The organism is Caulobacter segnis, assembly GCF_031454995.1.
GTDB lineage: Bacteria > Pseudomonadota > Alphaproteobacteria > Caulobacterales > Caulobacteraceae > Caulobacter > Caulobacter segnis_E.
Window position 1 is genome coordinate 344,087 of the sequence record NZ_JAVDRV010000003.1, and the last position, 18,739, is coordinate 362,825.

General features: G+C 67.7%; 12 protein-coding genes. 5 read left to right on the forward strand and 7 right to left on the reverse strand.

The genetic code is table 11. The annotated features are described in order from the left end of the window. The first annotated feature begins 1 nt into the window (after position 1). Positions 2 to 3,073 (forward strand): efflux RND transporter permease subunit, encoded by a 3,072-nt coding sequence (locus J2728_RS13880; protein ID WP_309999982.1) that lies wholly within the window; start codon positions 2 to 4, stop codon positions 3,071 to 3,073. On the opposite strand, the gene J2728_RS13885 is transcribed toward J2728_RS13880, so the two are convergent. Beyond that, positions 3,070 to 3,651 carry a TetR/AcrR family transcriptional regulator gene (locus J2728_RS13885; protein ID WP_309999983.1) on the reverse strand — a complete coding sequence of 194 codons (582 nt, stop codon included), beginning with the start codon at positions 3,649 to 3,651 and terminating at the stop codon, positions 3,070 to 3,072. The two genes, J2728_RS13880 and J2728_RS13885, sit on opposite strands and share 4 nt — an antisense overlap. A gap of 105 nt (positions 3,652 to 3,756) precedes the next feature. On the opposite strand from J2728_RS13885, the gene J2728_RS13890 reads away from it, so the two are divergent. The 4 genes from J2728_RS13890 to J2728_RS13905 all read left to right on the forward strand — a co-directional run bounded on the left by J2728_RS13890 (position 3,757) and on the right by J2728_RS13905 (position 8,024). Further along, a complete protein-coding gene (locus J2728_RS13890; protein ID WP_309999985.1) occupies positions 3,757 to 4,398 on the forward strand; it encodes a glutathione S-transferase family protein in 642 nt (213 codons plus the stop codon). A gap of 107 nt (positions 4,399 to 4,505) precedes the next feature. Then, the gene (locus tag J2728_RS13895) at positions 4,506 to 6,137 is read left to right on the forward strand and encodes a phytoene desaturase family protein (RefSeq protein ID WP_309999987.1); all 1,632 of its coding nucleotides are present in this window, start codon (positions 4,506 to 4,508) and stop codon (positions 6,135 to 6,137) included. Further along, the gene (locus J2728_RS13900; protein ID WP_309999989.1) at positions 6,134 to 7,273 is read left to right on the forward strand and encodes an aromatic ring-hydroxylating oxygenase subunit alpha; all 1,140 of its coding nucleotides are present in this window, start codon (positions 6,134 to 6,136) and stop codon (positions 7,271 to 7,273) included. Before J2728_RS13895 ends, J2728_RS13900 begins: the two co-directional genes overlap by 4 nt. A gap of 130 nt (positions 7,274 to 7,403) precedes the next feature. Continuing rightward, the gene (locus J2728_RS13905; protein ID WP_309999990.1) at positions 7,404 to 8,024 is read left to right on the forward strand and encodes a TetR/AcrR family transcriptional regulator; all 621 of its coding nucleotides are present in this window, start codon (positions 7,404 to 7,406) and stop codon (positions 8,022 to 8,024) included. A 293-nt stretch (positions 8,025 to 8,317) separates the two neighbouring features. Here J2728_RS13905 and J2728_RS13910 read toward each other — a convergent pair whose 3' ends face one another. The 6 genes from J2728_RS13910 to J2728_RS13935 form a co-directional block, all read right to left on the reverse strand. Beyond that, positions 8,318 to 8,554, reverse strand: a complete 237-nt coding sequence (locus tag J2728_RS13910) for a hypothetical protein (RefSeq protein ID WP_309999992.1) — start codon at positions 8,552 to 8,554, stop codon at positions 8,318 to 8,320. Between the two features lie 318 nt (positions 8,555 to 8,872). After that, complete coding sequence (locus J2728_RS13915; protein ID WP_404979764.1) at positions 8,873 to 11,137, reverse strand: TonB-dependent receptor; 2,265 nt, start codon at positions 11,135 to 11,137, stop codon at positions 8,873 to 8,875. Positions 11,138 to 11,401: 264 nt separating this feature from the next. Next, a complete protein-coding gene (locus J2728_RS13920) occupies positions 11,402 to 12,688 on the reverse strand; it encodes a Xaa-Pro dipeptidase (protein WP_309999996.1) in 1,287 nt (428 codons plus the stop codon). Next, complete coding sequence (locus J2728_RS13925; protein ID WP_310000117.1) at positions 12,685 to 13,968, reverse strand: APC family permease; 1,284 nt, start codon at positions 13,966 to 13,968, stop codon at positions 12,685 to 12,687. The genes J2728_RS13920 and J2728_RS13925 overlap by 4 nt, the downstream gene beginning before the upstream one ends. Positions 13,969 to 14,092: 124 nt before the next feature. Then, a complete protein-coding gene (locus tag J2728_RS13930) occupies positions 14,093 to 16,462 on the reverse strand; it encodes a TonB-dependent receptor (RefSeq protein ID WP_310000118.1) in 2,370 nt (789 codons plus the stop codon). Positions 16,463 to 16,593: 131 nt separating this feature from the next. Next, positions 16,594 to 18,612: a tetratricopeptide repeat-containing sulfotransferase family protein gene (locus J2728_RS13935; protein ID WP_309999997.1), complete on the reverse strand. Its 2,019-nt coding sequence runs from the start codon at positions 18,610 to 18,612 to the stop codon at positions 16,594 to 16,596. Positions 18,613 to 18,739: the final 127 nt, after the last annotated feature.

An 18,739-nucleotide genomic window follows, 5' to 3' on the forward strand; every position in this document is an offset into this window, starting at 1 on the left:
CGTGAGGTTCGATCTCGCGACCTTCGCCGTCCGCCGCTGGCAGTTCACCCTGGTCGCCTTCGGCCTGCTGGTGATGCTGGGGATCAACGCGTTCAACACCGTGCCGCGCTCGGAGGACCCGCACTTCCCCGTGCCGATCGTGGTGGTGCGCGCCGTGCTGCCAGGCGCCGAGCCCACCGAGATCGAGCAGCTGATCACCGACCCGATCGAGGACGCGGTCGACGGCCTCGACAACATCGACAAGATCGAGTCGTTCAGCGGCGACGGCGCGGCCGTGATCTCGGTGCACTTCACCTGGGACGTCGATCCCGAGCGCAAGTACGACCAGGTCGTCCGCGAGGTGAACGCCATCCGGGGCAATCTGCCGGCCGGCCTGACCCGCCTCGACATCCAACGGGTTCGGACCTCCGAGGTGGCCATCGTCCAGGTGGCCCTGACCTCGGACATCCTGCCCATGCGCCGGCTCGAAAAGACCGCCGACCGGCTGCGCGAGCGGCTGGACCGCGTGCCGGGCGTGCGGGAGTCCAAGTATTGGGGCGCGCCGCCGTCCGAGGTTCAGGTGACCCTGGATCTCGCCCGCCTGTCTGCCCTGAAGCTGCCCGCCACCGCTGTCGCCGACGCGCTGAAGCAAGCCGGCGCCGAGGCGCCCATCGGCGCCGTGCAAGCAGGCGAGCGACGCTTCAACGTCAAGTCGGGCGGGGCCTTCCGGTCGCTGGACACCGTCGCCGACACGCCCGTCCGCGCCGTCGGCGGCCAGGTGACCCGCGTGCGCGACGTGGCCACCGTCGCCTGGGCCCAGCAGGAGCCCTCGCACCTGGCGCGCTTCAACGGCAAGCGGGCGGTGTTCGTCACCGTGACCCAGAAGGACGGCCAGGACGTCGCCCGGATCACCCAGGCGGTGCAGGCGGTGCGGGACGACTACGAGAAGACCCTGCCCGCCGGGGTCAAGCTGGAGCGCGGCTTCGTGCAGGCCGAAAACGTCAAGCATCGCCTGAACAACCTGTTCCGGGACTTCGGCATCGCCCTGGCCCTCGTCTTGATCACCCTGCTCCCGCTGGGTCCGCGCGCGGGCGTGGTGGTGATGGTTTCGATCCCGCTCAGCCTGTTGATCGGCCTGACGATGCTGCAGGCGTTCGGCTTCACCCTGAACCAGCTGTCGATCGCCGGCTTCGTGCTGGCGCTGGGCCTTCTGGTCGACGACAGCATCGTCATCACCGAGAACATCGCGCGCCGCATCCGCGAGGGCGAGGAGCGGACCGAGGCGGCGATCAACGGCACGCGCCAGATCAGCCTGGCGGTGCTGGGCTGCACGGCGACCCTGATGTTGGCCTTCCTGCCGCTGATGGCCCTGCCGGCGGGGTCGGGCGCCTACATCAAGTCCCTGCCGGTGACGGTGCTGTGCACCATCGCCGCCTCGCTGCTGGTCTCGATGACCATCATCCCGTTCCTGGCCAGCCGCCTGCTGGACAAGCATTCCGCCCCCGAGGGCAACGCCCTGCTGCGCGCGGTCAACAATGGCATCCATCACTTCTACCGCCCGGTGCTGCACCGGGCCCTGGCGCGGCCGTGGCTGACCCTGGCCATCCTGCTGGCCATCTGCCTGACCACCCTGCCGCTGGTGAAGCTGATCGGTTCGTCGCTGTTCCCCTCGGCCGAGACGCCGCAGTTCCTGATCCGCGTCGAGACCCCGGACGGCTCGTCCCTGGCCCGCACCGACCGGGCGCTGCGCTATGTCGAGCAGCGGGTGCGCGCCGAGCCCGACGTCGCCTGGGTGGCCGCCAACCTCGGTCGCGGCAATCCGCAGATCTTCTACAACCGCAGCCAGCGCGAGAGCGCCACGACCCTGGCCGAGGTGTTCGTCAGCCTCAAGCGCTGGGAGCCTGGCAAGAGCGAGTTGGTGCTGGACCGCCTGCGTCGCGACTTCGCCGACTTCCCCGGCGCGCGGATCAGCGTGCTGACCTTCGAGAACGGCCCGCCGATCGAGGCGCCGGTGGCCATTCGCCTCACCGGCCAGAACCTGGACGTGCTGAAAGCCCTGTCCGCGCGCGCCGAGACGATCCTGAAGGCCACGCCCGGCGCGCGAGATGTCACCAATCCGATCCGCCTGGACCGCACCGACCTCGACCTGGGCGTCGACGAGGCCAAGGCCGCGGCCTTGGGCGTGCCGGCCGGCGCGACCCGCCGCATCGCCCGCCTGGCGCTGTCGGGCGAGGAGACCGGCCGCTTCCGCGATCCGGACGGCGACGACTACGCCGTCCGCGTGCGCCTGCCGACCGACCAGGTCGACGGCGCGCCGCGCAATCCGCTCTCGGCCCTGAAGGGCGTCTATGTCCCGACCGCTGACGGCCTGGCCGCGCCGCTGGACGCGATCGCGACGCCGAGGCTCAAATCCAGCCCCTCGCGCATCGACCGCTTCGACCGGGAGCGGACGGTGACGATCACGGCCTATGTCCAGACCGGGTTCCTGGCCTCGGGCGTGACCCAGGACGCCGTGGCGCGGCTGGAACGGGACCTGCCCCTGCCGCCCGGCTATCGGCTGTCGCTGGGCGGCGAGGCCGAGGCCGCCTCGGAAAGCTTCGCGGGGCTGGGCGCGGCGGTGCTGGTGGCGGTGTTCGGGATCCTGGCGGTGCTGGTCCTGGAGTTCCAGAAGTTCAAGACCGCCATCGTCGTGGCCGGCATCATTCCGTTCGGGGTGTTCGGCGCGGTCCTGGCCCTGGCCCTGACCGGTCATTCGCTGTCGTTCACCGCGACGATCGGCGTGATCGCCCTGATCGGCATCGAGATCAAGAACTCCATCCTGCTGGTCGACTTCACCGAGCAGCTGCGGCGCGAGGGCATGAACCTGCACGACGCCATCGAGAAGGCCGGCGAGGTCCGCTTCCTGCCGGTGCTGCTGACCTCGGTCACGGCGATCGGCGGCCTGCTGCCGCTGGCCTTGGAGCGCTCCGGCCTCTACTCGCCCCTCGCCATCGCCATCATCGGCGGCCTGATCACGAGCACGCTGCTGAGCCGGGTCGCGACGCCGGTGATGTACTGGCTGACAGCGCGCGGGAAGGCCGAGGCGGCGGCCTAGGGCGAAGGAACCTTGGGGGTCAGCCCCGCCACGCCATAGGCTTCGACCATCTGGTCGAACACCGCCAGGTCCCCGCGCCCGCGCGCCACCAGCTGCGCGCCCTCGATGGCGGCGAAAATGGCCAGCGCCCGCGTCCGCAGGCTGGCCTCGTCCAGCTCCGGATGGCGCGGCGCCAACAGACGGACCAGCCAGTCGACATTGGCGGCGCTGAAGGCGTCGACGGCCACGCGAACCTCGTCTGGCAGGTCGCCGTATTCGGCGGCCATCACCCCGTAGAGGCACATGCGGTTGTCGTTCTCCAGCGCGGCCCGGAAAACGGCCACGTAGCGCGCGAAGATCTCGTCGATCGAGCCTTCGCCGGCGATGAGTTTTTCGAAGTAAGCGACTGCGGTGTCGGCGTAGCGCCGCGCAAGCTCCGCGCCCAGGTCGCCCTTGGTCGGGAAATAGTAGTGGATGCTGGCGCTCTTGATGCCGACCGTCTTGGCCAGCTCGCGGAAGCTCAAGGCGTTGTAGCCCTTGGCCTGCACCGCCGCCTGAGCGGCCTTCAGGATGGTCTCGCGGGTGTCGTTCGTCGTCATAGCGGCTCCTACCTATCAGTAGATAGACGTTGACAGCCTTCGACGGAAGCCCTTATGCCTTCGTTCGCAATCTACCTATCGATAGGTAGAGGAATGGAGACGACCATGAAGATCTACGACGTTCCCGGTTTCCCGAACCCGCTGCGCGTTCGCATCGCCCTGGCCGAGAAGGGCCTGACCGACCAGGTCCAGTTCGTGAAGGTCGACCTGCCGGGCGGCGAGCACAAGGAAGACGCCTTCCTGGCCAAGAACCCGTCCGGAACCGTGCCGGTGCTGGAGTTGGAGGATGGCGTCTACATCTCGGAGTGCACGGCCATCACCGAATATGTCGACAACCTCGACGGCGAGCCGGTGCTCACCGGGGTCACGCCGCGCGACAAGGCGGTGATCCACATGATGCAGAAGCGGGCCGAGGCCGAGCTGATCGACGCCGTCGCCGACTACTTCCACTACGCCACCCCGGGCCTGGGCCCGAAGATCGAGGACGAAAAGAAGGCGGTCTGGACCGGCCGCGACGCCTTCGGCCGCAAGCAGGGCGAGCGGGCCGTGGCGGGCATGCGCTATTTCGACCAGGTGCTGCGCGACCGCCCCTACGTGGCCGGCGACCGGTTCTCGATGGCCGACATCACCGTGCTGGGCGGCCTGGTCTTCGCCGGCTTCGCCAAATTGGACGTGCCGGAGGACTGCACGGCCCTGACCGCCTGGCGGGCGCGCGTGCAGGCGCGGCCGAGCGTGAAGGCGGCGTAACCAGCACCCCCCTCCCCCGCATCGCGGGGGAGCATCCACGGCGCCGCCCCCTTGCCTATTATACGATCGTACAGCAACACTCTCCCACCTCTGGGGAGAGCGCGCCGATGTCCACGATCCAAACCCGAGACGCCGTCATCATCGGCGGAGGGCATAACGGCCTCGTCTGCGCCTTCTACCTGGCCAAGGCGGGGCTGAAGGTCACGGTCTGCGAGGCGCGGGGCGTGGTCGGCGGGGCGGCGGTGACCGAGGAGTTCCACCCGGGTTTCCGCAACTCGGTGGCCAGCTACACGGTCAGCCTGCTGAACCCGCGTGTGATCGCCGACATGGGCCTGCGCGACTACGGCCTGACCTTCCTGGAGCGGCCGATCTCGAACTTCCTTCCGGTCAGCGACGACAAGTACATCAAGCTGGGCGGCGGCCTGGAGCGCACCCAGGAGGAGTTCCGCAAGTACAGCCGTCGCGACGCCGAGGTGCTGCCGGCCTACTACGCCATGCTGGACGAGATCGGCGACGTGTTGCGCGCCTTCGCCCAGGAGACCCCGCCGAACCTGGGCGACGGCCTGCCGGGCTTCCTGCGCGCCCTGCGCCAGGGCGGGCGGTTGGCGATGCTGCCGCGCGCGCGCAAGCGCGACCTGCTGGACCTCTTCACCAAGAGCGCCCGCGACGTGCTGGACGGCTGGTTCGAGAGCGATGCGGTCAAGGCCGCCTTCGGCTTCGACGCCGTGGTCGGCAACTTCGCCAGCCCCGACACGCCCGGCTCGGCGTACGTGCTGCTGCACCACACCTTCGGCGAGGTGAACGGCAAGAAGGGCGCCTGGGGCCACGCGGTCGGCGGCATGGGGTCGATCACCCAGGCCATGGCCAAGGCGTGCGAGGCGGCCGGGGTCGAGATCCTGCTCGACGCGCCGGTCGAGGCCGTCCAGGTCGACGGAAAGAAGGCCGTGGGCGTGCAGCTGGTCGACGGCCGCCAGATCATGGCCCCGATCGTCAGCGCCAACGTCAACCCGGCCCTGCTCTACAAGACGCTGGTTCCGCCCTCGGCCCTGGCGCCCGACTTCCGCAAGACGATCGAGGGCTACAAGAACGGCTCGGGCACGTTCCGCATGAACGTGGCTTTGTCCGAGCTGCCCAGCTTCACCTGCCTGCCCGGCAAGGACGCGGCCGAGCACCACCAGTCGGGCATCGTGATCGCCCCCAGCCTCGACTACATGGACGCGGCCTATCGCGACGCGAAGGCGGGCGGAATGAGCAAGGCGCCGATCGTCGAGATCCTGATCCCCTCGACTATCGACCCCACCCTGGCGCCGCCCGGCCAGCACGTGGCCAGCCTGTTCTGCCAGCAGTTCGCCCCCACCCTGCCGGACGGACGGTCGTGGGACGACGCGCGCGAGGCGGCCGCCGACCTGATCATCGACACGGTCGAACGCTGGGCGCCGGGCTTCAAGGCTTCCGTCCTGGGACGGATGATTCTGTCGCCGCTGGATCTGGAGCGGAAGTTCGGCCTGATCGGCGGCGACATCATGCACGGCCACATGTCGCTTGATCAGCTGTGGGCCACCCGCCCGTTCCTGGGCCACGCCAGCCACCGCGCCCCGATCGCCGGCCTCTACATGTGCGGCGCGGGCACGCATCCCGGCGGCGGGGTCTCGGGCAATCCAGGACGCAACGCCGCGCGCGAGATCCTGCGCGACAAGGACTTCACGATGGCGGTGAAGCTGTCGGTGGAGGGGCGATGACTCAGATCCCCAACGACGACCCCCTCTCCGATTGGGGCCTGCCCGGCTGGACCTACCACTCCGAGCGGTTCTTCCGCGAAGAGCGGGAGAAGATCTTTCGGCCCTCGTGGCAGATCGTCTGCCATCTGAACGACATCCCCAAGGCCGGCGACTTCCACACCTTCGAGTTCATCGGCGAGAGCCTGGTCGTCGTCCGCGGCAAGGACGGCGGCGCGCGGGCCTTCGCCAATGTCTGCCGGCACCGGGGCGCGCGGCTGCTGGACGGGCCGGTCGGCCACTGCGGCCGGATCGTCTGCCCCTACCACGCCTGGACCTATGACCTGGAGGGGCGGCTGATCGGCGTGCCGATGCGCGAGGACTATCCGGCCCTCGACATGGCCAAGGAAGGCTTGGCCAAGGTCGAGGTCGAGGTCTGGCGCGGCTTCGTCTTCGTCAGGCTTGGCGGCGAGGGCCCCAGCGTCGCGACCATGATGGCGCCCTACGAGCACGAGGTCGCGCACTACCGCTTCGAGGACCTGCAGCCGTTCGGCCGCGTGACGCTGCGACCGCGCGCGGTGAACTGGAAGAACATCAGCGACAACTATTCCGACGGCCTGCACATCCCGGTCGCCCACCCCGGCCTGACGCGGCTGTTCGGCAAGGGCTATGGCGTCGAGGCCCACGCGTTCGTCGACAAGATGTGGGGCCAGCTGATCGACGAGCCGTCGCGCAATCCGTCCGAGCGGCTGTACCAGGACCTGTTGCCCGACGTCCCGCACCTGCCCGCCGACCGCAAGCGGCTTTGGACCTACTTCAAGCTCTGGCCGAACTTCGCCTTCGACATCTATCCGGACCAGGTGGACTTCATGCAGTTCATCCCGATCTCGGCCACCCAGACCATGATCCGCGAGATCGCCTACGCCCTGCCCGACGACCGCCGCGAGATGAAGGCCGCGCGCTATCTGAACTGGCGCATCAACCGCCAGGTCAACGCCGAGGACACCGAGCTGGTCGCCCGCGTGCAGCAGGGCATGGCCTCGCGGACCTTCACGGCGGGCCCGCTGGCGACCAGCGAGGTGTCCCTGAGAAGCTTTGGCCGAAAGCTGCGGGCGCTGGTGCCCGAGAGCCGGCTGTCGGCGCCGCCGGAGGGGTGGTGAGGTCTCGTTTCACGCAAAATTCCAGTGTCATCCCGGCCGTAGCGAAGCGTAGAGCCGGGACCCAGGGGCCACCACACTGCATCTGCCCCTGGGTCCCGGATAGCGCTTCGCGCTTCCGGGACGACACGATTTGTTTGGCTGGAAATCTCAAGTGAGGTCCCGCGTCGCCTTCACCCGCGAAGCCCCCGACGTCCGCCGCCAGGATCTGGTCGCCGCCGCCGAGACGGTGCTGGCGCGGGAGGGCGCGGGCGGGACGTCCGTGCGGGCGATCTGCGCGGAGGCCGGCGTGTCCCCGGGACTGCTGCGACACTATTTCGAGGGCGTCGACGAGCTGATCGCCCGCGCCTACGAGGCCGTCGATCAGCGGATCGACGGGGCGCTGGAAGCCGCCCTGGCCGCCGCGCCGCCAAACCCGCGGGCGCGCCTGCTAGCCTATCTGACCGCCAGTTTCGCGCCGCCGGTGCTGGACCCTAACCTGCTGGCCGCCTGGATCGGCTTCTGGAGCCTGGTGAAGACCAAGCCGCGCATGGCCGCGATCCACGCGGCCTCTTACGCCGACTTTCGCGCGCGGCTGGAGCGCCTGCTCGCAGAGGCGGGCGCGCGCGACACGCGTCGGGCGGCGATCGCCCTGACGGCGACCGTGGACGGACTATGGCTGGAGCTGTGCCTCGACCCGACGACCTTCGGTCCGGACGAAGCGGCGGCCGTCATCGCCCGGGCGCTTGGCGCGTGGCTCCCCGAGGGAGCCTGAAGTTTCCGATCTTCCCAGCGAAAGCCGGGAATGGAAGTCGCGGAGGCTCGCTGTCGTTGCAGCGCCAATCCCACCACCCCCGCGCTTCGGTTTCGGCTTTCGCCGGGAAGACCGGGCGCCCCCTGTCGTGGAACGTAACGTCTGTACTCCGCCTTTTTTTAGGCGACGCCACGCTCGATCTCTTCAGAGTATTTTCGCCAAACTGGTACGCGGGTCGGGGGCGATCACACTCGAGACGCTTGCTCGGAAGCCTTATTGAAAGCCTCGCGAGACCAAAGCCAAGACGGGAGCTTTTAGGCCGCCGCCTGATTGGCCACGCGATTGCGGGCCCAGGCGGGGGTACGCACTTCCGGCTCGAACACATGGACCTCGCCCTTGCGGCCCTGCTCGCGCATGTGGCGCGCCAGCAGTTGAGCCAGGGCCTGAGCCTCGTGTTGCGAGGAATAGCAGCCGATCAGCTCGGCCGAGTCATTCCAAGTCACATGCCACACGCCGGCGACGGGGCGGACGTAGTAGTGATTCTCGGTCATGGAAGACCTCCTTGGACGACTTAACGTGGCACTAACCACGGTCACATGACAGTTGTTTCGCGATCGCACAATCAAATTGTGCTGCGATGCACAATGCATGATCCGGGCCAGACGGAGATGTGCGCTTTTTCACCTTCGGTCAGTAATCGCCATTTCGCCCAATCCCTTGTGTAGCTAGGGCTTGAGCGCCTGGCGCGCCTTGGACGGCCGGCTGGATGGACGTCCCTATCCGGGCCAGGAACGATGCTTGGCCCGGACAGGGGTCTCAAATCAGGACGCGGACGAGACGGCCCGAAAGCCGCCTCGCCCTGAAACGCTCTAGAAGCCGGCGGACAGCGTGATTTGCGCCGTGCGGTGCGGGCCGGAGCGGTAGTTGGCCGCGCCGGTCACGACGGTCGAGATCGTGCCCAGATAGTCCTTGTCGAAGATGTTATCGACGTTGATGCGGGCCTTGATGTCCTTCAGGGGGCCGTAGTTGAAGCCCTCGCCGAGGTCGATGTAGGCGTTGAAGAGCGTGTAGCCCTTGGTCTTCTCGTTGTTCATGAAGTTGCTGTAGCGATCGCTGATGTGGCGCGCCGACAGATTGATCACCGCCCATTCGGTCGGCTCGAACGTCACGCCCCCCTGGATAGCGATCTCGGGGAAGTCCGGGACGCTCTTGCCCTTGAGCGGGTAGTCCGTCACCCCCGTGGCGCTACGGATCGAGAAGCCGTCCTCGAACACCGATTTGTTATACGAGGCGTTGGTGTTGAAGTAGATCTTGCCGCCCAGCGCCTCGGGCTTCCACTGGCCGCTGAACTCCAGACCATAGGCGTGAACGCCGCCGACGTTCTGGTAGTAGGTTTCCAGCGTGGTCGTGCCCGGCAGATATTCGCTGAACGACTGCAGGCGGTTCTTGAAGCTGGTGTAGTAGGTGACCACCGACGCGTTGAAGGTCGGATGGTTGGCGCGATAGCCCAGCTCGATGTTCTTCGAGGTCTCGGCCTTGGGCGCCGGCACGTTCACGGTCGCCGGGGTGTAGTAGACCGCATCGGCGCCGCGCGGCAGCGACATGTTCTCCGAGTAGGACGTGAAGACCTGACCGCGGCCGATCGTGTAGACCGCGCCGACCTGCGGCAGGAACAGATCCTCCCAGGTGGTCCGCAGATTGGCGGTCTGGCTGAAGCGGAAGTCCTCGCGGTTGCGCTTGCCCAGCATCTGGTAGTCGACGCTCAGCATGCGGAAGCCCGCGTCCACCTTCAGCTTGCCGTCCGCCAGGATGATCGTGTCCTTCAGGAAGCCTTCCCAGGTGTCGCGCTTGGAGGTGTAGTCGCGCGTCCGATAGACGGGCTGGCTGAAGTTCGGCGCGCCTTCCGGCGAACCATCGGCCACGTTGAAGGTGTTCGACAGCTGGTGATAGTCGTCGTCCTCGTACCAGACGCCGCCCTCGATCTTGTGATCGCCCAGGGTCCAGGCCACCTTGCCGGTCGCGCCCTTGCGGATGCCGTCGATCTGCGAGATGCCGAACTGCAGGCCTAGCGGCGCGTTCAGCCCCGGAACCACGGCCTTCTGCTGGTTGTAGTAGCCAAGCGCGGTCTCGTAGCCGACGCCGCTGGAGCCCCAGCCGTCCTTCTTCTCGTAATAGACCGTGCCGGTGAAGCGCAGGTTCTCGGCGAGGTCCTTGTGCAGGGTCACGCCGTAGAGGTGGTCGCTGCGGGCGTTCAGGCCGAACTTGTAGTACTGCGCGTAGTTGGCGTTCGAGTACTTCAGCCCGCTCGCGGTGGGCGCCAGGTTGGCGATATAGCCGACGTAACCGAAGTCACGTCCCTTGCGGCCATAGATGTCGTTGGCCGTCCCCTTGTACTGGGCGATCGTGAACGACGGGGAGTCGTAGTCGAAATAGTCGTTGTGCACCGTCTGGAAGCTCAGGTCGCCGGTCTCGAATTCCCAGCGGATCTTGCCCTCGTAGTGCTCGCGGTCGATCGTGCCGGGACCGCGCCACTGGTCGCTGTTGATGACCGAACCGCTGGCATAGGCCGAGAAGCCCTTATGCTCGCCGGTCTCCAGGCGCAGGAAGGTGCGGGTCAGATTGTCCTCGCCGAAGGTCTGGCTGACCTTGCCGCCGGCCGTCTCGCCGGGCTGCTGGGTGAAGTAGTCGACGATCGGCCCCAGCGAGGCGTAGCTGGGCAGCGAGACATCGCCCGCGCCCGAAGAGGCGGTCACCCGCAGCAGGTTCTCGTTGTCGACATAGCGATAGATCGGGCTGCCGCCGAACTGGTCGCTGCGGCCCATCGGAATGTCGTCGAGCAGGAAGCCGACCTGCTGGAAGTTGAAGGCCCGGACCGTGACCGAGTTGCCGAACTCGTACATGCCCAGCGCGTCGTTGGCCTGGACGTTAAAGCCCGGCAGGGACTCCAGCATCTTCAGGCCGGTGATGCCGGCCGGGGCCGACAGCAGAGCCTCGCGGGTGATCGACACCGTGGCGGTGGCCTGGTCGGTGCCCACGGCGATCGCGGCCTCGGACACCCGCTTGCCGGTGACGACGACGGAATCGACTTCGTTCTTGGTCTCCTGGGCCTGGGCGACTCCGCCCAAACCAAGCACAGATGCCAAAATAATGGGCGTGATCAGGTTGCGAACGCCGATATTTCCATCATTGAATAGATTGTAACTCACGCAATACCCCCAGCGAATGTTTTGACGCCTCGGGTATCATTGACCAATGACTCGAAATGACGAGAAGGCCTTATAGGTCTATTTAGACATTGCTCGATTTATGACCGTTTTTTAACCTACCGCCGTCCGCGCCTGTGCGCTCGCGAGCCAGGCCCATGCGCCCAACGCACGAGACCGCCACGCCCTTCGCGCCTAGCGTTCATCCTTCACGACGACCCCGCCCTTCATCACCTTCGGCACGGTCAGCAGCGACGAGATGTCGGAGAGCGGATCGCCCACCACGGCGATCAGGTCGGCATGGCAGCCGGGCGCGTCGCACCCCACCCGCCCCGTCTTGCCCATCAGTTCGGCCGCCACCGTCGTCGCCGACTGGATCGCCTGCATCGGCGTCATGCCGTACTTGACCATGTAGGGCATCTGGCGCGCGTTCCAGCCGTGCGGATAGACGCCGGCGTCGGTGCCGTAGGCGATCTTGACCCCCGCCTTCACCGCCTTACGAAAGCCGTCCCGCTGAGCATCGGTGGTCTCGCGGTTCTTGCGGATCATGCCGTCGGGCCAGTGGTGCTCGCGGCCATAGGTGTCGATGAAGTCGCCGTTGTAGATGTCGGCCACCAGGAACGCGCCCTTGGCCTTCATCAGGGCGATCCCCTCGTCGTCGATCAGCGAGCCGTGCTCGATCGAGCGTACGCCGGCGCGGACGGCGATCTTGATCCCCTCGGCGCCATGAGCGTGGGCGGTGACATAGGTCCCGCGCTTGGCGGCCTCCTCGACGGCGGCGCGGATCTCGTCCTCGGACAGCTCCAGCTGGCCGGGCTCGGTGCCCTCGGTCAGCACCGCGCCGGTGGCGATCAGCTTGATGAAGTCGGCGCCGCCCACCAGCAGCGCGCGGACCTTGCGATGCACGTCGGCGGCGTCCTCGACCACGCCGCGCCGCATCTCGGCCGGGATGGTCACCTCGGGCGCCAGACCGGTGATCTCCCCGCCCCCGCCCGGCGCGGTGACATAGGCGCCGGCGACGGATATCCGCGGGCCCGGCACGTCGCCCGCCTCGATCGCGTCGCGCAGCGCCACGTCGCTGAACGCCCGCCAGCTTCCGACGTCCCGCGCGCTGGTGAAGCCGGCCATCAGGGTCGCGCGGGCGTGGGCCGCGCCGACATAGGCCTGTCGCGCGGCGCTGCTCAGCAGGGGCTGGGCGATGTTCTCGCTCTGCTCGTCGTCGACCAGGTGGGTGTGCATGTCGATCAGGCCGGGCAGGACCGTGAGCTTGCTCCAGTCCGTGACCGGACCGTCCGTTGGCGGCGCGGTCCAGGCGGTGACGGCGGTGATCTTGCCGCCCTCGATGCGCATCAGGCGGTCGGTCGCGACCTTGCCCGACCGCGGATCGATCAGCCGCCCGGCGCGGACATACGAGACCTCTCCGGCGCCCGCGCTCGTGGCGAGGGACGCCGTCAGGGCGGCCAGGGCGAGACGCGCGATCATTTCCCGACCTCCGAAGCGCGACCCACATGCCGCATCCAGACATAGAGCGGCGCGCCCGCCGCCAATAGCACCAGGCCCCAGAAGGTCACCGACCAGCCGGCGCCATAGAAGGTCCCGGCCGAATAGACGGCCGCGACGCCCGCGACGATCGCCAGCCCCGGCGACAGCGGCATCTTGCCCTCCCGCCCCAGCTTCAGCACGGCCAGCGAACAGAAGAGATAGGCGAACAGGCTGGAGGTCGTGGACAGCAGCGCCATGAAGGTGAAGGCGTCGGCCAGCGACTTGGCGTAGTTCGCCAGCACCAGGATCGTCACGAGCCCGCTGGACAGCAGGTGGGCGCGCACCGGCGTCCCGTTCGCCGAGGTCTTGGCCATCCAGACGGGAAACACGCCGTCGCGCGCCATCGCCGCGGGCAGCTCACCCTGCAGCAGCACCCAGCCGTTCAACGCGCCCAGGGCGCTGATCGAGGCGAAGGCCGCCAGGAGCAGGCGCAGGTCGCCGCCGCCGTGGAAGGCCACGAAGTCCGCGAGCGGCGCGTTCGAGGTCTGAAGCACCGCGACCGGGGTCAGCAGCAGCACGCCGGACGAGACCAGCAGATAGACAAGGCCCGTGAACGCCGCGCCCAGCAGGGTGGCGCGCGGAATGGTCCGCTCCGGCCGATCGACCTGCTCGGCGGGGATCGTCGCCGACTCCACGCCCAGCAGAGCCCAAAGGGTCAGGGCGGCGGCGGCGGTGACGCCGCTGGCCGACAGGGCGGACGGCTCGAACGGGGCGATCGCCGCGGGTCCCTTTCGCAGCAGGATCAGGCCCGCCAAGCCCGCCACCGCCGCCAGCGGCAAGAGCTTCAGCACCGTGGTCAGGAGCTGGGTCCAGCCGGCCGCCCGCGCGCCGACGCAGTTGATCGCGGTGACCGCCCACACCACCGCGACGGTGGCCAGGGCCGCCAGGCCCGGCGTCTTGGCCAGGGCGGGAACGAAGACGGTGGCGTAGCTGACGCTGGCGATGGCGATGGCCGCGTTGGCGACCCACACCGAGATCCAGTACGACCAGGCGACCAGGAAGCCCGCCGGCCGCCCGAACGCTTCTTCCGTATAGGCGAACGGCCCGCCGGCGCGGGGAAAGGCGTGGGCCAGCCGCGCGAAGACCAGGGCCAGGCATAGGGCGCCGCCAATGGTGATCAGCCAGGCGATGACCGCGTTCCAGCCGTAGGGCGCCAGCGAGGCCGGCAGCATGAACACGCCAGACCCGATCATGTTGCCCACGACCAGGGCCACGCACATCCAAAGGCCTAAGGGCTTGGAGCTCGAGGTCTTCACATCAAATCCATTCTCCCCGGTCACGCGGGGAAAAGGCGAAACGAAAAGGGGCGGCCCATCGGACCGCCCCTCGTCTTCCCACCCTGAACTAGAACGTCTTACCCAGCTTGACCCCGATCGTGCGGGGCTGGTTCGGGACGATGTAGTACTGCGTCCCGCAGACGCTCTCGGCGCATTCGGCGTAGCGGTTGAGGCTGGCGCGCTTGTCGAAGGCGTTCTTCAGATAGACCGAGAGCGACAGGCCGTCCTTGTCCATGCCCATCGAGAAATCGGCGGTCGCGTAGCCCTTCTGCTTGCCGATGATCTCGCGCTCCTTCAGGCGCAGGTCGGTCCAGTTGCTGGTCTGCCCCACCAGCGAGCCCTGCACGAACGCGTCCCAATCCCGCAGGCTGAACACGTAGCGCGCGGTCAGGTTGGCCTTGTACTTCGGGGTTACCGGAAGGACCGTCCCGTCCGGCGCCTGCGGGGTCGCGCAGGTCGTGATGGGATTGCCGGCGCTGTCGGTGAAGCCGCAGTAGTTCGCGCTGAGCTTGGCGTCCGTGTAGGCGGCCGAGGCGTTGATCGTCAGCCCCTGGACCGGGACCCAGGTGATGTCGCTCTCCACGCCCTTGATGCGGGCCTGGTTGGCGTTCTTGATCTCGGTGAGGCCGTTGGCGCCCAGGATCGAGAACTGGAAGTTCTTCCAGTCCTCCATGAACACCGCGCCGTTCCAGCGGAAGCTGTTGTTGAACCAGGTGGTCTTCCACCCGGCCTCGTAGTTCTTCAGATAGTCGGCCTGGTAGGGCGGCAGGGTCGAGCGCCGGTTGATGCCGCCGGGCCGGAAGCCCTTGGAGTAGGTGGCGTAGACCAGCTTGTCGCCGTCGATCTTGTAGGTCAGCGTCACCTTGGGAACGTTGCCGCTTTCCTTGACGCTCTTGTCGAGGTTGGTGCAGGGCGAGCCCTCGACCACCGCCGGCTTGAAGCAGGCCCGCTCGCCGGTCGAGCCATAGCCCGCGCCGTAGCCGTAGAAGCCGACCAGCGTGTTGTGCGCCTTGAAGAAGCGGATGCCCGCGGTCAGCATCAGTTGGTCGGTGATGTCGTACTCGACCTGGCCGAACACGGCCTTGTCGCGATCGACGCGGTTCTGCTTGGTCAGCCAGATCGTCCCGACATAGCCCGGCACCGACAGGTCGCTGCCCAGGCCGTCGATCCGGTAGTTCTGGAAGATGTTGTGCTTCTGCTTCTGGTAGAAGCCGCCGGCCACGACCCGCAGCTTCTTGTCCTGCGGCGAGGCGATCCGGATCTCGTGGCTTTCCTTGCGGTAGCGGTCCTTGCCCTGGATGTACTGCGAGGGATTGACCAGGTTGCCGGCGTTGTCGGTCCAGTAGAAGCCGTAGCCGACCTGATCATAGAAGTACGAGTAGTCGGTGTAGTCGGAATTGACGACGTCGTTGCGCTTCAAGTACGAGCCCGAATAGGTGACGTCGAGATTGGCGACCTGGCCCTCGATGGTCATGGCCGCCTGGACCCACTTGTCCTTGCTGCTTTCCGGATAGAAGTGGGAGACCTTCAGGTCGCCGACCTTGGGGTCGTAGGCAAATAGGCCGCCCACCTTCTGAACCTGGCCCATGAGCTGGGGCGTGATCACCCAGTTGTCGTCCAGCTCGATGCGCAGGGCCGCGCGGCCGCCCTGAGTGTAGACGCTGTTGTAATTCTTCTCGACCCGGTTGCTGTTGTTGATGGTGAGATCGTTGGTCGGATCATCGTCGCCGCGGGTGTAGGTGCGCGTACCCGCCACGTTGTCGATATAGCCAGCGTCGCGGACCTCCCAGCCGACCAGGCGGACGGCGATCTTGTCCGACAACGGGATGTTGACGAAGCCTTCCAGCGTATGGCCGGTCCCGCCGCCGTCCACCTTGTTGGCCTCGACGTCGACGCCGGCCGAGAAGCCGACGGTCGTGGGCTTGTTGGTGATGATCCGGATCGTGCCAGCCTGGGAGCTGGCGCCGTACAGCGTGCCTTGCGGCCCCGCCAGGGCCTCGACCCGGGCGATGTCGTAGACGTGGACGTCCAGCGCGCCCTGGATGGTGGTGACCGGCTGTTCGTCCAGATAGACGCCGACGCTGGGCAGCGAGCCGGAGTGGTTGCCATCGCCGCCACTCGCCACGCCGCGCATATAGACCTGGCCGAAACCGGGACCGCTGGTCGTGAACGACACGCTGGGCAGGTACTTCACATAGTCGACGAAGGCGCCGACCTGCAGTTGCTCAAGCTTCTCGGCGCCCATCGCCTGGATGCTGACCGGCACGTCCTGCAGGTTTTCCGAGCGCTTCTGGGCGGTGACGACCACCTCTTCCAGAGCGGTGGCGCTTTGCCCGGCCTGGCTCTGGGCGTGGGCCAGCCCCGTCATCATGGTCGAGGCCAAGAGGGCCGCCGAATAGACGCCAACCTTCCTCGAACGAACCGTTCCCGACGACATCATTCGCTCCCCTAACCCCATTTGAGGGAACGATGTTCGACCCGCGCCGAAGAGTCCGGCAAGCTGGGAAATTACAGTCCCGTGTCAATTCCCTAGAGTGTTGCAGAAATGGCAAGAACCGCGACAGATGGTCAAATAACGGGCGCATCCGGATAGACGTCGAGGACAGGCCCCAAGGCCGCTTTGAGCGGGTCCAGATGCGACTCGAATTTCTGCCAGTGCTCGACCGCGTCCTTGAAGATCGGTCGCCGGACCTGCTCCGAACTGGCCGTGCGCACGGCCCGCTCGGTCTTGTGCGGCGTCAGGCAGGCCTCCTCGAACGGCAGGCCGCAATGGTCCAGAAGCGCCCGGATCTCGGCTTCCGGATCGGCGATCATCGCCTCGTAGATCACCCGGTGGACGCGGCCCGGCAGCACGGCGTCGAAGTGGGCCATCAGCTCGACATAGTCGGCGTAGTAGCGGCCGATGTCGGTCAGGTCGTAGCTGAACGCTTGCCCCCGCGCGAAGTGCTGCTTGAAGCCCGAGAAGCAGCAGCCCAACGGATGGCGACGGGCGTCGATGATCTTCGCGTTGGGCAGGATCAGATGGATGAAGCCCGCGTGCGCGAAATTGTTGGGCATCTTGTCGATGAAGAATGGCTTGTCGGTCTTGCGCTGGACGCGCGTGCGCTCGATGAACTCCTCGCCCAGGTCGCGAAGCTGATCGGGTGAGAGCTCGGCCAGGACCTCGGGATAGCGGGACTCGGCGCGGTGGGCCGTCTTTCCGCCCAGGCGGCGGGCCATCACGATCAGGTCGGGCAGCTCCATGGTGCCCTCGACCATCGAGTGGCTGGCCAGGATCTGCTCGACCAGGGTCGAGCCGGCGCGCGGCAGACCGACGATGAAGATCGGATCGGGGGCTGGGCTTCCTTGCCCCGCCCGCGCCGCCAGGAAGGCGGGCGTGAACACCGCCTTGGTCCGCGCGGTCTCGGCGGCGTTCTCCTCGGGATCGTAGTCCAGCTGCTCACGGCGGATGGCGGCGCCGGCGGCGTAGTGGGCGAACGAGTCGTCCCAGGCCTCCGCGTCCTCGTTCGCCTTGCCCAGGGCGTAGTGCAGGTGCAGCCGGTCGTCGTCTGAAAGTCCCGGCGCGTCGAGCGCGGCGGTCATGGCCGCCACGTCCTCGGCGGTGAACTTGACGGTCTTGAGGTTGGCCAGACTCCACCACGCCTCGCCCAGGGTCGGGGCCTGGTCCAGCGCCTTGCGATAGGCCGCGACGGAGTCCGCCTGGCGCCCCACGGTCTTCAGCGCGTGGCCATAGCTCATCCAGCCCTTCGGCTGGTTGGGATAGTCGGCCAGCATCCGCTCGCAGACGGCGATGGCCTGCTCGTACTCGCCCAGGCGCGCCAGGATCGCCGCGCGCAGGTTGGCGTAGCCGGGGTGGCGGGGCTCCTTGTCGGTCAGCCGCTGGATTTCGGCCAGGGCCTCGGCGTTCTTGTTCTGGCGATAGAGCATGGTCGCCAGGTTGTGGCGCGCGGCGGCGAAGTTCGGGGCCAGCTCCAGGCAACGGGTCAGCAGGCCCTCGGCGTCGACGTAGCGGCCCAGGCGCGCGCCGGTCTCGGCCAGCATGCGGATGGCGGCGACATCGGCCGGATCAGCCTTCAGCCGCTCGCGCAGCAGCCGTTCGGCTTCGCCCAGCCGATCCTCGCCCAGCGCGGTGGCGGCCTCGATCAATAGCGGGTCGCGGGTCGAGGCGCGCAGCTGCCGGGCCAGGGCGCGCTCGGCGCCGTCCTCGTCGCCCAGCAGGGCGAGGCTTTCCGACAGCCCGCGCCAGGCCTCGGACAGGCGCGGCTCCAGGGTGCTGGCGCGCTCGAACGCCCGCGCCGCCTCGGCCGTGCGGCCGAGGCGCTCAAGGCACAGGCCAAGCTCCAGCTGGGCCAGCGGCAGGTTCGGCAGCGCCTGGGCCAGCGGCGCGACGGTCGCCAGCGCGGCCTCGGTCTCGCCCGACAGCCGCAGCGCGGTCGCCAGCAGGCGCGTGGTGTCGGCGTGGCGCGGCACGACCTCCAGGATCGCCCGCGCCTGCTCGGCGGCCAGCGCCGGATCGCTCTCCAGCAGCCGCTCGGCGTTGGCGAACGCGTCGGCGAGACTGGCGGCGGGAGCGGTCGTGGTGGTCATGGCGCGAGGAGAGCGGGCGGAGGGCCGGGGTGTCAATGCGTGGTGCTACAATCCTCCCCCTAGCGGGGGAGGTGGTCGCGAAGCGACCGGTGGGGGAAGTCCTGTTGACCTTGCCTCTTCCCCCTCC

Bases quoted from the DNA above. Each gene is read 5' to 3' on its own strand.
- J2728_RS13885 (WP_309999983.1), bottom strand. From the start codon at position 3,651: ATGACGACGAACGACACCCGCGAGACCATCCTGAAGGCCGCTCAGGCG.
- J2728_RS13890 (WP_309999985.1), top strand. From the start codon at position 3,757: ATGAAGATCTACGACGTTCCCGGTTTCCCGAACCCGCTGCGCGTTCGC.
- J2728_RS13895 (WP_309999987.1), top strand. From the start codon at position 4,506: ATGTCCACGATCCAAACCCGAGACGCCGTCATCATCGGCGGAGGGCAT.
- J2728_RS13900 (WP_309999989.1), top strand. From the start codon at position 6,134: ATGACTCAGATCCCCAACGACGACCCCCTCTCCGATTGGGGCCTGCCC.
- J2728_RS13910 (WP_309999992.1), bottom strand. From the start codon at position 8,554: ATGACCGAGAATCACTACTACGTCCGCCCCGTCGCCGGCGTGTGGCAT.
- J2728_RS13920 (WP_309999996.1), bottom strand. From the start codon at position 12,688: ATGATCGCGCGTCTCGCCCTGGCCGCCCTGACGGCGTCCCTCGCCACG.
- J2728_RS13925 (WP_310000117.1), bottom strand. From the start codon at position 13,968: ATGTGCGTGGCCCTGGTCGTGGGCAACATGATCGGGTCTGGCGTGTTC.
- J2728_RS13930 (WP_310000118.1), bottom strand. From the start codon at position 16,462: ATGTCGTCGGGAACGGTTCGTTCGAGGAAGGTTGGCGTCTATTCGGCG.
- J2728_RS13935 (WP_309999997.1), bottom strand. From the start codon at position 18,612: ATGACCACCACGACCGCTCCCGCCGCCAGTCTCGCCGACGCGTTCGCC.